At 48.1% G+C, this 12,942-nt stretch carries 10 protein-coding genes and 1 riboswitch; all 10 genes read left to right on the forward strand.

Annotated elements, in window-relative coordinates; genetic code table 11:
* Window positions 1-161 precede the first annotated feature (161 nt).
* Window positions 162-1,133, forward strand: a complete 972-nt coding sequence (locus ACZ481_RS05295) for a methionine ABC transporter ATP-binding protein (protein ID WP_464769120.1) — start codon at window positions 162-164, stop codon at window positions 1,131-1,133.
* Window positions 1,126-1,788, forward strand: a complete 663-nt coding sequence (locus tag ACZ481_RS05300) for a methionine ABC transporter permease (RefSeq protein WP_464769121.1) — start codon at window positions 1,126-1,128, stop codon at window positions 1,786-1,788. The genes ACZ481_RS05295 and ACZ481_RS05300 overlap by 8 nt, the downstream gene beginning before the upstream one ends.
* A 13-nt stretch (window positions 1,789-1,801) precedes the next feature.
* Entirely contained in the window at window positions 1,802-2,632 is an 831-nt protein-coding gene (locus ACZ481_RS05305; protein ID WP_464769122.1) for a MetQ/NlpA family ABC transporter substrate-binding protein, read from the forward strand.
* Window positions 2,633-2,796: 164 nt separating this feature from the next.
* Window positions 2,797-3,297: a DUF6803 family protein gene (locus ACZ481_RS05310; RefSeq protein ID WP_464770580.1), complete on the forward strand. Its 501-nt coding sequence runs from the start codon at window positions 2,797-2,799 to the stop codon at window positions 3,295-3,297.
* A gap of 131 nt (window positions 3,298-3,428) precedes the next feature.
* Window positions 3,429-5,690, forward strand: a complete 2,262-nt coding sequence (locus tag ACZ481_RS05315; RefSeq protein WP_464769123.1) for a DMSO/selenate family reductase complex A subunit — start codon at window positions 3,429-3,431, stop codon at window positions 5,688-5,690.
* Window positions 5,687-6,184: a 4Fe-4S dicluster domain-containing protein gene (locus ACZ481_RS05320; protein ID WP_464769124.1), complete on the forward strand. Its 498-nt coding sequence runs from the start codon at window positions 5,687-5,689 to the stop codon at window positions 6,182-6,184. Before ACZ481_RS05315 ends, ACZ481_RS05320 begins: the two co-directional genes overlap by 4 nt.
* Window positions 6,185-6,465: 281 nt before the next feature.
* The gene (acsB, locus tag ACZ481_RS05325; protein ID WP_464769125.1) at window positions 6,466-8,601 is read left to right on the forward strand and encodes an acetyl-CoA decarbonylase/synthase complex subunit alpha/beta; all 2,136 of its coding nucleotides are present in this window, start codon (window positions 6,466-6,468) and stop codon (window positions 8,599-8,601) included.
* A 499-nt stretch (window positions 8,602-9,100) separates the two neighbouring features.
* Complete coding sequence (locus tag ACZ481_RS05330) at window positions 9,101-10,921, forward strand: sigma-54 interaction domain-containing protein (RefSeq protein ID WP_464769126.1); 1,821 nt, start codon at window positions 9,101-9,103, stop codon at window positions 10,919-10,921.
* 240 nt (window positions 10,922-11,161) lie between these two features.
* A riboswitch (cobalamin riboswitch) is annotated at window positions 11,162-11,343 on the reverse strand.
* Window positions 11,344-11,500: 157 nt separating this feature from the next.
* Entirely contained in the window at window positions 11,501-12,301 is an 801-nt protein-coding gene (locus ACZ481_RS05335; RefSeq protein WP_464769127.1) for a methyltetrahydrofolate cobalamin methyltransferase, read from the forward strand.
* A gap of 392 nt (window positions 12,302-12,693) precedes the next feature.
* Complete coding sequence (locus ACZ481_RS05340; RefSeq protein ID WP_464769128.1) at window positions 12,694-12,927, forward strand: hypothetical protein; 234 nt, start codon at window positions 12,694-12,696, stop codon at window positions 12,925-12,927.
* The last annotated feature ends 15 nt before the right edge of the window (window positions 12,928-12,942 follow it).

The following is a 12,942-nucleotide window of genomic DNA, read 5'->3' on the forward strand; positions in this document are numbered from 1 at the left end:
ATTTTGGCGGCTGGATTTTGCCGTATAGTAAAAAATATTAGCAAAAAATGGAGAAATGGAAGGATTTTTTGGTTCGCTATAGAATAAATATTCCGGGAATAATTATTTTTTGTATATATTAGGAATGCCATAATGGAGATGCAGCTAAAGGATGGGGTCCCTTGATTGAAATAAGCAATTTGCAAAAATCATATGGTGACAGTACGGTTTTGAAGACAATTAACTTAACTATCAATGACGGCGAAATTTACGGGCTTGTTGGCAGGAGCGGCGCGGGTAAATCTACGCTTTTACGGTGCATTAACGGCTTAGAAAGCTATGACTCGGGCAGCCTGAAAATAGATGGCTTTGAGATTAAGGACCACAGTCCTCACGAAATCCGGAAGTTTAGAAAAAACATCGGTATGATATTTCAGCATTTCTCTTTGATGGAGAGAAAAACAGTATATCAAAATATCGCTTTGCCTATGGATTGCTGGGGGTACAAAAAACCGGAAATCGACAAGCGGGTGAAGGAATTAGTCAAGCTGGTTGATATTGAGGATAAGATTGATCAAAAACCAAGAGTATTAAGCGGTGGCCAAAAACAAAGGGTAGCCATCGCCCGGGCGCTTTCGTTAAAGCCGAAGATTTTACTGTGCGATGAAGCTACCTCCGCGTTAGATCCCAAAACGACAAAATCAATTTTGCTGCTGTTAAAAAGAATCAGCGAGACCTTGGGCATTGCCATCGTTTTTGTCACCCATCAAATGTCGGTTGTCAGAGAGATATGTCATAAGGTTTCTATTCTCGAAAATGGAGAAATCACCGCCAACGGCACAGTAAGCAGTATATTTCTTAATCAGCCGCAATCGCTAAAGAATCTACTGGGTGATGAGAATGAAGAATTAATACCGGAACAAGGTAAAAATATCAGAATTACTTATACGGAAAGTGGTGCAAACAGCAGGCTTTTGTCAAATATGGCTAAAGAACTGGGGGTTGGGTTCTCTATACCCTGGGCGAAAGTAGAAAAATATCGTGACGGTGTACTGGGGTCGATTGTAATTAATGTTGACCAGGACCGTGCCGCGGCGGTAGGGGAATACCTTACAGCCGCCGGTGTTCCGTGGGAGGTACTGAACTATGAATAATTCGGACATTTATATGCTTATTCATAGCATTGTTTTACCTGAACTGGTGAAGACCCTGTTTATGGTTGTTACGGCAACCGTTTTTTCGTCAATCATCGGTATTGGACTGGCTATTATTTTAATTATTACCTATAAAGATGGGTTAAGGCCACACAAATATATCTATCAAACCCTAAACACGATTATTAATATCGTTAGATCATTTCCCTTTATTATCCTGTTGGTAGCTATTATTCCTGTTACGCGGGCCATCGTTGGCACCTCAATTGGAGAAAAAGCGGCTATTGTCCCCCTAACCATTGCGGGTGCTCCCTTTATTGCCAGGATCATTGAAGGCAGTCTAAGAGAAGTGGACAAAGAGCTTATCGAGGCGGCAAAGTCGTTTGGGGCCAGCAACTTTCAAATCATCTTTAAAATCATGCTGCCAGAGGCAGTACCGTCAGTTATTTCCGGGATAACGCTGGCTATCATCTCCATCCTTGGCTGTACCGCGATGGCCGGGGCAGTCGGTGCCGGCGGCCTGGGAGCCGTATCAATCACCTATGGGTATGCCAATTTTGATAACACGGTAATGTATGGAACTGTTTTTGTTCTGATCGTATTGGTACAAGTTATCCAGGCGTTAGGCAACTATTTATATAAAGTATTAAAATAGAGGAAGCGGAGTGATGAATATGCGTATTAGCAAGAGCGTGTTGACAGCATTAATTTTAGTATTTGCCTTGGCAATGGCTGGTTGCGGGGAGACGAAACAGAGCGCGGGGGCAGCAACGGGCGGGAAAAAGGAGGTCATTGTCGGGACTTCGCCGATATTTAAAGATATTCTGGGGGCAGCGAAAGAAGAATTCGACCAAGACGGCTATACCTTAAATATAAAAGTATTTGATGACCTGGTTACTCCTAATATTGCCTTACAGGAAGGCAGTGTTGAGTTTAATGTTTATCAGCATGAGCCATACCTCAACCAGTTCAATCAAAATAAAGGGACTAATCTAGCCAAATATAACAGTGGCGTGGTTAAATATTTTATGGGTGTTTTTTCGAAAAAAATAAAAGATATTAATGAGTTAAAGGACGGGGCTACCGTATCTATTCCCAACGATCCAAGCAATCGGGCCAGAGCATTAAAAATGCTCCAGACAAACGGGTTGGTAAAACTTAAAGCAGGCGCAGATATGCCGACAAAATTAGATATAATAGAGAATAAGAAGAAGCTTAATATTGTTGAGATGGATGTAATGAAGCTTGTCAGCTCCTTAGATGATGTTGATTGTTCGGCAATCAACTCGGTTATAGCCGTCCAGGGAAATGTAGATCCTAAATCGGCGATTGCCCTTGAGGATAAGGGCGAAAGTGATAAATATTCTATTATCATTGCCGTAAAAAAAGACCAAATCAATGAGCCAATGGCAGCCAGGCTGGATAAGGCCTTAAAATCGGAAAAAGTCAGAAAGTTTCTGGAAGAAAAATACAAGGGGGCAATCGTGCCGTTATTCTAATTGCCTGCTTACATTTTATACGGCCCCAGGCCGGGGGCTGCCCGAGCCTGGAAGAGTAAATTCAGTAATTTTTTACGATTTGTTCACAGGATCTTCACAATTTGCTGCTACAATTACCTCAAAGGTATTCAGTAACAGTAACTTGAGGAGGAATTCAATTGAACATGACCCATTATATGGAGCTTCTGGCTGTGAATCAGCCCTGGAATCTCATTATCTATATGGTGATTCCGGTGGCTCTGGCCGAAGCCCTGGTGGCCACTGAATTCTTTGTGGTATTCAACAAGGACCGGGCCGGCGGGGCCCTGCGCACAATCAACAAATACATCGGCATTGTGCTCGGTTTCTATTTTCTCGGTATATTTCTGAACCTGATGATTACCGCCGTGCCGTCCATGGCCTGGCGCGGGCCGGCCGACATTCTGGCAGTCGGGGCCTATTTAAGCGGCGTGATTCCGCTTATGGGCATAGCCCTGCTGGAACTGGGGGTTATCGGCGGCGGCAAAACCGGGGACGAGAAATTAAAGCTCCATTTTATTCTGCTCACCGTGTTCCTGGTCGTTGCTCATATCGCGATGATATTCGGTATGGTCGACCCGGCAATTATGGGCTGGGATCCCCATGGCGCCCCGGCGCCCATGCAGCATAACATGCATCATAACTAACCGGCGCTTGCCTGATCCTGGGAAAACAGGATCAGGCAATTTTTGTCTGCGCCGGCGCAGCTGCCAAGCCTTGCTTCTCACCGTTAAAGGCGGTACAATGACAACAGCAAGCGACAGAAGGCGGGATATTGATGAAGGCAGTACCAATTGATGAAAAACTAATCCCTACGTCCTGTGTTCATAATTGCAGCGGCCGCTGTTTTCTCCATGCCCATGTTAAAAATGGTGTTTTGGTCAGGCTGTCACCGGGCGAGACAGGGCCGGAATCTCCTGCTTGCCCTCAGACCAAGGCCTGTTTGCGGGGGCTTGCCCAGCGGCACTGGCTGGAGCATCCGGACCGGCTGCGGTATCCCCTCAAGCGGGTTGGCCCGCGGGGGGAAGGCCGGTTTGTCAGGATCAGCTGGGAAGAGGCTTTGGCGGTGATTGCCGGCGAAATGCAGCGGATTAAAGCAACCTATGGCAATAGCGCCATCTATTTAAACTACGGCACCGGGGTTTACGGCCAAATCGGTGATGCCTATGTCACCGGCGATGGCTGGGGGGCTTTGCCGAGATTTTTAAATATGTTTGGCGGCTATCTCCGGTACTACAACTCCTACAGCGCTGCCTGCTACACGGTGGCTGCCCCTTATACGTACGGAACCGTGGAGGGCCAGTCGCCTGATGATCTGCCGAATGCCAAACTGATTGTTTTGTTTGCCGACAATCCGGCTGAAACCAGGATGGGAGGGGCCAACACCCCTTATTATTTAAGTCTGGCCAGAGATAAAGGTGCCAAAATTATTGTCATTGATCCCCGCTATAGCGATACGGCCGCCAGCCTGGCTGACGAATGGATTCCGGTAAAGCCCACAACCGATAATGCGCTGATTGCCGCCCTGGCCTATGTACTGATGGCCGAGCAGCTGGTGGACCAGTCGTTTTTGGACAGGTACTGTCTGGGCTATGACGAAGAACATATGCCGGCAGGCATTCCTGCCGGCAACTCTTTTACAAGCTATATCTTAGGGCTGGGGGAGGATAAGACGGCCAAGACGCCGGCCTGGGCGGAGGCAATTACCGGCGTGCCCCAGGCGGACATTGTCCGCCTGGCCCGGGAGATTGGTCTGACCAAGCCCTGCGCCCTGCTGCAGGGGCTGGGCTGGCAGCGGCATGCTTACGGGGAGCAGCCGGTAAGAGCGCTGCCGGTTTTGGCGGCTATGACCGGCAATATCGGGATTACAGGCGGCGGACCGGGGCTGCGTCCGGGCGGCCACAAGCTGGCGCTGGGCCGGCTGCCGGCCGGCAGCAATGCGGTAGCGGCCCAGATCCCGTGCTTCGCCTGGACCGAGGCCATCGTCAACGGCGAGCAGATGACCGCCGCCCAGGGGGTGCGGGGAGTGGACTGTTTGGGCACTAATATTAAGCTGATCTGGAATTATGCCTCCAACACCTTAATCAACCAGCATGCGGATATTAACGCCACGGCCAGAATACTGGCGGACGACAACCAATGCGAATTTATTGTGGTCCATGACCTGTTTATGACGCCCAGCGCCAGATTTGCCGATATGGTGCTGCCTGATGTCAGCCATTTTGAACGGGAGGATATTGTGACTTTTTCTTCCGGCATTGCCTACGCCATTTATCATCAAAAGGTCAGCGAGCCAAAGTTTGAGTGCCGCAGCATCTATGACATCTGCAGCTCCCTGGCCGGCCGGCTGGGTTTTGGTGCCCAATATACGGAGGGTAAAACCGAGCAGGGCTGGCTGCGGGAGTTTGTAAAAGTCGCGCAGTCACAGGACCGTAATTTTCCGGCTTTTGAGGAATTCCGCCGCCGGGGTATTTATAAAAAGCAGCCGGCCAAGCCCGTGATTGCCTACGAGCAGCAGATCCGGGAGCCGGAGGCCGCCCCGTTTGCGACCCCCTCCGGGAAAATTGAGCTTTTTTCGCCCCGGCTGTGGGCGCTGAAAACCCCGGAGATACCGGCTATTCCCCAATATGTACCGGCCTGGGAAGGTCCGGACGACCCGCTGCGCCAGCGCTACCCCCTGCAATGCATCGGCTATCACTCTAAACGCCGGGTCCATTCCACGTTTGAGAATATTGCCTTATTAGAGGCGGCAGAGCCGCATGCCCTGTGGCTTAATCCGGCCGACGCGAGCCTGCGGCAATTGGCAGCCGGCGATAAGGCGAAGGTCTTTAATGACCGGGGCGAACTCATCATTACCGTCAAGGTGACCCCGCGGATTATGCCAGGGGTTGTGGCCATTCCCCAGGGGGCCTGGTGGACGCCGGATTCCCGGGGGACCGATCGGCGGGGCGCAATCAATACCCTGACGAAATACCGGCCAACGCCCCTGGCCTTTGGCAATCCTCAGCATACGAACCTCGTGGAGGTTGTGAAACTTTGAGAAAAACGGATAAGAACGGGCAAATGCGTTTTCAGTTTCGTCAGGACCGGTGTGTTGGCTGCGCCACCTGCCAGATTGCCTGTACCGAAAAGAATCATCTGGCACCGGGGCAAGCCTTCCGCCGGGTGGAGGAATTTGCCGGCGGTGAATACCGCCAGAGCGGCCGGGGACTAAGCAATAACGTCTATGCTTATTGGCGGTCTGAGACCTGCCGGCACTGTTGCCAGCCGGCCTGTGTCCCGGCCTGCCCGGCAGGGGCGGTCCTAAAACGGGAAGACGGAGTGGTGCTGATTGAGCAGCAGCTTTGCACAGGCTGCTGCCGGTGCATTGCCGCCTGCCCCTATGGGGCTGTGCAGTATGACCGGCAGCGGCAACAGGCCCGGAAATGCGATTTTTGTGCCGACCTTTTGGCCCGGGGCGGGCCGCCGGCCTGTGTTGCCGCCTGTCCGATGCGGGCGTTAACTGTTGCCGTTGTCCCCTGCCAGCATGGTTAGATTATAAGTTGCACATACTATATTAGTAGTCTGCCAACCCTATTCCTGGGGATACTGACGGCGTATTTTCCCCAAGCCGCGCCGGCAAGCGGCATGCCCTCCATTCCGCCTTGTTTTTTTGCAAATCTCTTTCCTTCTGTCTGCAGTTTTACGGTTGGCACTATATTGTTTGCTGGTTTATAGGAGGGCTATAATTTTCCTGATTTTAGCAGGAATATGACTGAATTTCTCGAATTATAGCCTTAAGAAAAGAATAACATACTCCCGAAGGAGGTTGGCAAATGTCTAAGCAAATCTGTGAACTGGCTTTTCAAGGCGCTTCAACTGCTGTAGGTCTTGCAGAAAAACTCCTTAATGAAGCTATCGAAAAACATGGTGCTGAAGCACCGGTAAAGTATCCGGATACGGCATATAAACTGCCGGTGGTTACCGCTTTAAGCGGCGAGGATATAACCACGTTAGGGGAGCTTGTCCCTGTTTTACAGCGCATCAAGTCCAACAACCTGCGGCCTGAGCCTGAACTGGGCAATGCCCTGCTGTCAGGGGAAGCAACATTATACGCCGGCGAGGTAATTGAAGCCTTACGTTATCTCGGCGGGGCCAAACCTGACGAACCACCGTATACCGGGTTTTTGTCCGACCCTATGCTGCGGAAGTTCGGGGTGCCGCTGGTTGACGGCACGATTCCCGGCATTGCTGTTATTACCGGCAAGGCCAAAGATGCCAAAGCCGGTGCCAGGCTGATTAAAGACCTGCAGTCGAAGGGCATCATGATCATGCTGGTTAATGACATCATTGAACAGTGTATCGGGGAAAACATTAAAGTCGGCGCTGATTATATGACCTTCCCGCTGGGCAAGTTTACCCAGATTATACATGCCGTCAATTTTGCCGCCCGGGCCGGTTTGGCCTTTGGCGGTGTTCCCAAGGGCGCCCGGGAGCAAATGCTGGACTATCAAAAACGGCGTGTACCGGCCTTTGTCATTGCTTTGGGCGAACTTGACGCCGTTACCATTGCCATAGGTGCCGGGGCTTTGTTTATGGGTTTCCCGATTGTTACCGATCAGGATTTGCCGGCTGAACTGCAGATTCCCGAGCTTTTGGAAGCGCAGCCGGATTATGATAAAATTGTTAAACTGGCCCTGGAATTACGGAGCATAAAACTTAAGATTGTTGACATTCCGGTTCCCATCACCGTCGGCCCGGCCTTTGAAGGCGAAACCATCCGGAAAAAAGAGGCTTGGGTCGAATTTGGCGGCGGCCGCTCCCCGGGATTTGAGCTTGTGCAAATGGGCGATGCCGATCAGGTGGAAGACGGCAAAATTGAGGTGGTTGGCCCGGAAATTGACGAAATGCCGGAGGGCAGCGTTTTCCCGCTGGGGATTATTGTTAAAATCTTTGGCCGCAAAATGCAGGAGGATTTTGAAAGTGTGCTGGAACGGCGCATTCACTATTTTATCAACTACGGTGAAGGCCTGTGGCATGTGGCCCAGCGCGATCTGTGCTGGCTGCGGATCAGCAAAGGCGCCAAGGAGGCCGGCTTCAAGATCCGTCATTTCGGCGAACTGCTCATTGCCAAATTCAAGTCCGATTACCCCGCTATTGTCGATCGGGTGGAAGTAACCCTGCTTACCGATTTGGCAGCTGTCGAGGATAAGATTAAAGTAGCCCGCGAAAAATACCAGGCCCGTGACGCCCGCCTGAAAGGCCTGACCGACGAAACGGTTGACACCTTCTATTCTTGTACCCTGTGTCAGTCCTTTGCGCCTAATCATGTCTGCATTGTTTCCCCCGAGCGGGTCGGCCTGTGCGGGGCCGTTAGCTGGCTTGACGCCAAGGCCTCCAACGAAATCACCCCCACCGGTCCCAATCAGCCGATTGGCAAAGGTGAATGCCTTGATGAGGAAAAGGGCATGTGGCAAAATCTTAATGATTTTCTCCATACAGCCTCCAACCGGACATTGGAAGAGGTTAACCTGTATACCTTAATGGATAAGCCAATGACGTCCTGCGGCTGTTTTGAAGCCATCATGGCCATTTTGCCGCTGACCAACGGCATTATGATTACAACCCGCGAGCACGCCGGCGATACCCCCTGCGGCATGACGTTTTCGACGCTGGCCGGGACCTGCGGCGGTGGTGTACAGACTCCGGGTTTTATGGGGATTGGCCGCCGCTATATTGTCAGTGCCAAATTTATTCCGGCCGATGGCGGGCTGGGCCGCATTGTCTGGATGCCGAAAGAGCTTAAAGAGTATTTGCAGGATGAACTGACTGAGCGGGCGGTTGCCCTTGGCCTGGGCGCCGATTTCATCGACAAAATTGCCGATGAGACTGTGGGTACCACGGAGGAAGAAATTATGCCGTTCCTGGAGGAAAGAAAACATCCGGCGCTGACGATGCCGCCGTTAATGTAAGCCTGTATCTATATGAAATGTTAAAAACCTGCGCAAATAACTTTATTTGCGCAGGTTTTTAAGTTTTTGGGATAGGCTGTTGCCAATTTTTATCTTGTAGGAAGTATAACTTTCCGCCGCGATAAGGGGCAGATCGGCTTGTTGCTTTCACCAAACGGTCCGGCGCGCCGCTGTGCTTTCTTTACATTATGCGGAAAAACTGGTAGCATATACAATAAACACAGAAAAATATCCATAAATTAACTTATCTTATATCCGGAGGCTTTACCTACTTGCGAAATTATGTTACAAATTGGCTTGCGCCAGACAGGAAAAACTTAAAATATATTGAAAATTCCAATATATTAGAATAAAAATGTTCTTGGTTTGTTGGTTGAAAAATTTTTGCAAAATGTAACGATATAACGCTGTAGTAATTCTTGTATTTTTCACGCTATCTACTTAGTAATAAGGCTATGTCTATTAATATGAATCTCCAAGAATAAAAGGAGGTAATATTTTGAACAGGGATGGCCAACACATAGTTAACCTGAAGTCAATTCAGGATTATATCCAACGGGTAGCAGATGCATTTGCAGCCGTACTTGACTACGAGGTTGCTATTGTAGGTGAGTACCTGGAGGTCTTAGCGGGGACTGGAAAATATAAAGATCAAATTGGGATTGTTTATGGTTCAGGATCAATAAATTATCAATTGCGCTGCAAACAGAAGAGTTTTTTAGTATTCGATCCGCCAAACGGCAAACTCTGTCAAAATTGTAATCTTAGAGCCAACTGCAAGGTAGCGGCGGGTTTGCTATATCCGATCAAACTGGAAGATAAATTGATAGGCTCAATCTCATTATATGCCTTCAATGAAACACAAAAGGAGAATATGTTAAAGGACGTCGCTAAGCTTGAAGTGTTTCTACAGCACTTAGTCGAATTGATTTCCGGTAAACTTAATGAAAGGGCACTGTATAAGCAGTCAAAGAGGCTGGCTGCACAATTCAACACCTTGATTAATTCTGTACGTGAAGGAATTGTGGCGGTAGATTATCAGGGAAAAATTACTCATGTTAATCGATCGGCCACCGATCTTCTGATGGTACCGGCTGATCTGCTCAATGGCCGCATGCTGGAAGCAGTCTTCTCAGGAATTTCTATGGCGAGACTCCTAAAAATGACTAAACCATATATAGAGCAAGATATATTTTATAAATATGGTCAGCAAACATTGCATTTCATGAGTACCATCACAGAAGTGAAGTATGGAGAAGATATTAACGGCTTGGTTCTTTCTATTCGTTCGATCGGGGAAATGCGTAAGCTGGCTGGACGTTTTATCCGGGAAGAACGCAAGTATACTTTTGACGGTATCCTTGGTCAAAGCGAGGCAATCGCCAATATTAAAAAGAAAATGTGCAGGGTGGCGGCAACGGATTCAACGGTTCTTATCACCGGTGAAAGCGGCACAGGCAAGGAGCTTTTTGCCCATGCGATTCATCATGAAAGTTTACGGAAAACCGCCTCTTTTATTGCCGTAAATTGCGGAGCTATTCCTGAAAACCTGCTTGAGAGCGAGTTGTTCGGTTATGAAGAAGGCGCATTCACCGGGGCGCGCCGTACTGGCAAACCAGGAAAATTTGAATTAGCCAATGGCGGGACAATATTCCTTGACGAGATCGGCGATATCCCTTTGCACTTACAAGTCAAACTATTAAGGGTATTGCAAGAGCGCATGATTGAACGCGTAGGCGGGACTAAACCGCTAAATACAGATGTTCGAATTATCGCTGCCACCAATAAGAATTTGGAAGAAATGATAAAGGCTAACCAGTTCCGCAGCGATTTGTATTATCGCTTGAGTGTTATTCCTTTCCACATCCCCCCGCTGCGGGAAAGAATGGAAGACTTGGAACTGCTCATTCACTGTTTTATAGAAAAGTACAATTTGATTCTGGGAAAAAATATCAAAGGCTATAAACGGGATGCTCTGGCAAAATTGTTTGCATACCCTTGGCCGGGGAATGTGCGGGAGTTGGAGAATGCCGTTGAGTACTCCGCTAACGTTTGCCCTGATTCATTTATAGATGCCAGCTATCTGCCGGATCGAATTATCAAGCATATTTTGGCGTTGCAATCGTCCCACCCCCTGGAGCGTGTGCAATCAATTGCGGATTTAGAGAAAAATGCTATAGTAGAGGCGCTAAAAAGATTTGGTACAAGTAACCATGCCAAAGAAAATATAGCGAAATCCTTGGGGATGAGTCGTTCGACTCTTTATCGAAAAATTAAAGAGTTGGGCATAAAAGAGATAGGTATAAATGCAGAGCAATAAAATGAGTCTATGATTCATGCACCAATTACAAATAATGAATAAATGAACTTACCGATTGGAGGTAGGTTCTTATTTTTTTAATAAAGAAAAAGAGCAAATTAAAAACTTCCAACCGTTAAGGCTGGAAGTAATAAACAGCAAACTAAATATAAACTCCTGGTTTAATGCCAGGAGTGAATTAGCCAATGCGCTTAACAAGCGCCTGCTGTAATCCCCTCCCCATGCCTCGTGGGTAACAAAACGGTGATTGTCAGCTAGGCAGTTCTCCTGGCTCCGGATTATAGCTTGCTTAACCCTTCCCGGACTCTTCAGCCCAGTGGTATGTCTTAAGCTCGCTCCCCGTTACAGTGGCGGGACCGCGCCGGCTTTTAACCGGACTTCCCTATTAAGCCCCGTAGGGCACCTAACTCGAATATTTAATTTGTAATTTTACGATAACATATCTGGGAATAGTTGTCAATACGTTTTTTTAGCCTAAATGACCCAGCCGGAAGGCTTTTTAGTAAATACGGGGACAGCAATTGGCATAATTCTTGCATTTCGTTAAGATAGGTCAATTTTATAAAGGAGTGATTGAGAATGTTTATAGTCGGAGAATTAATTAATGCAAGTCGTAAGCCTATACGGGCTGCAATTGGAGAACAAGACGCGGTAGTGATTCAAAAAGTGGCTGCAGATCAATTTGAGGCGGGTGCCAATTATATTGATGTCAATGCCGGAATTTTCGTCCATAAAGAAGGCGAGTACTTAAAATGGCTTGTGGAAGTTGTCCAAGAGGCTGCCGGTGCTCCCTGCTGTATCGACAGTCCGGATCCAAAAGCTATTGAACAAGCGCTGGCTGTGCACCGCGGAGTCGCCATGATAAACTCCATCTCTTTAGAGAAAGAACGCTACGAAGGCATCCTACCTTTGCTTGCCGGTACAGAACACAAGGTAGTAGCTTTGTGCATGAGTGATGAAGGGATGCCTGAATCCTCAGATGCCAGGCTCGCCGTAGCAGATAAGCTTATCAATGGTTTAGTACAGAATAATATCCCTATTGGCAATATTTATGTTGATCCGCTGGTACAGCCAGTGTCTACGAAAGATGATTTTGGTATTGAGTTTTTAGCAGCGGTTGAGAAAATTATGGCGACCTATAAAGGGGTTCATACGATATGCGGTTTGTCGAATATCTCTTATGGTTTACCGGTCCGGAAGCTCTTGAACCAGTCGTTTGCCGTAATGGCGATTGATCGAGGCTTGGACGGCTTAATCATAAATCCTTTAGACAGGCAGATGATGGCTAATATAATAGCCGCTGAGACTATTGCCGGACGCGATAGCTATTGTGCTAATTATTTAAGTGCGTTTCGGGGCGGCAAGCTCGGAGACAATTAAAGAATCCTATAGTCAGAAACGCTGCGCGGGCAAGTATTTTTAACAAATGTCCTAAAATGAGATATTTATTTATACTTAAAAAAGGCGAATATGTTCTTGATTTCTATACTGAATCGTGGACTAAGACACTCCACAAAAGCAGTAACTTCCAAAATTAGTCTCAAAATAAGACGTGATATCTATCAATATCAGCAGGCCGGAATAACCTATTTCCCTCCCTGCCGTGAAAAGTTCCGTCTGAAAATGAGACGAAAACTTCAGGCTGTAAAACATAAGTTCACATACAGGCCAAGATCCATACCCCCGCTGGACTTGGCACAATACTTGCAATGAAGCTAATTTAAAAGAGTAATGCTATTGCTGTTTAAAATCATAAAGTGGCAGGTGAAATAATGGGTAAAAACTATCAGGTTAGACGCCGTGTTGCCAGCGGGGCGGGCGCCCCGGCAGCAGCCGTGGAGGCAAAAATAACAGAATATTGTGTAATGTTAAAATTGCCGGCCGGGTCGAAAGCTGAATTCGCCACTGCCAGGAAAGCCGGTGGGGATGAGGTAGTCAAAGCCCTGCGTGTCCATGCCTTGCCAATCAAACAAGACGATGAGAAAGGGGCAAGATCCCCCCCCTAATGACGCTGCCATGCC

The sequence above is a fragment of the Sporomusa intestinalis genome, assembly GCF_055383785.1.

Coding starts and splice junctions, on each gene's coding strand:
- ACZ481_RS05315 (WP_464769123.1), top strand. CDS start 3,429: ATGAAGGCAGTACCAATTGATGAAAAACTAATCCCTACGTCCTGTGTT.
- ACZ481_RS05340 (WP_464769128.1), top strand. CDS start 12,694: ATGGGTAAAAACTATCAGGTTAGACGCCGTGTTGCCAGCGGGGCGGGC.
- acsB (WP_464769125.1), top strand. CDS start 6,466: ATGTCTAAGCAAATCTGTGAACTGGCTTTTCAAGGCGCTTCAACTGCT.
- ACZ481_RS05305 (WP_464769122.1), top strand. CDS start 1,802: ATGAATATGCGTATTAGCAAGAGCGTGTTGACAGCATTAATTTTAGTA.
- ACZ481_RS05310 (WP_464770580.1), top strand. CDS start 2,797: ATGACCCATTATATGGAGCTTCTGGCTGTGAATCAGCCCTGGAATCTC.
- ACZ481_RS05300 (WP_464769121.1), top strand. CDS start 1,126: ATGAATAATTCGGACATTTATATGCTTATTCATAGCATTGTTTTACCT.
- ACZ481_RS05335 (WP_464769127.1), top strand. CDS start 11,501: ATGTTTATAGTCGGAGAATTAATTAATGCAAGTCGTAAGCCTATACGG.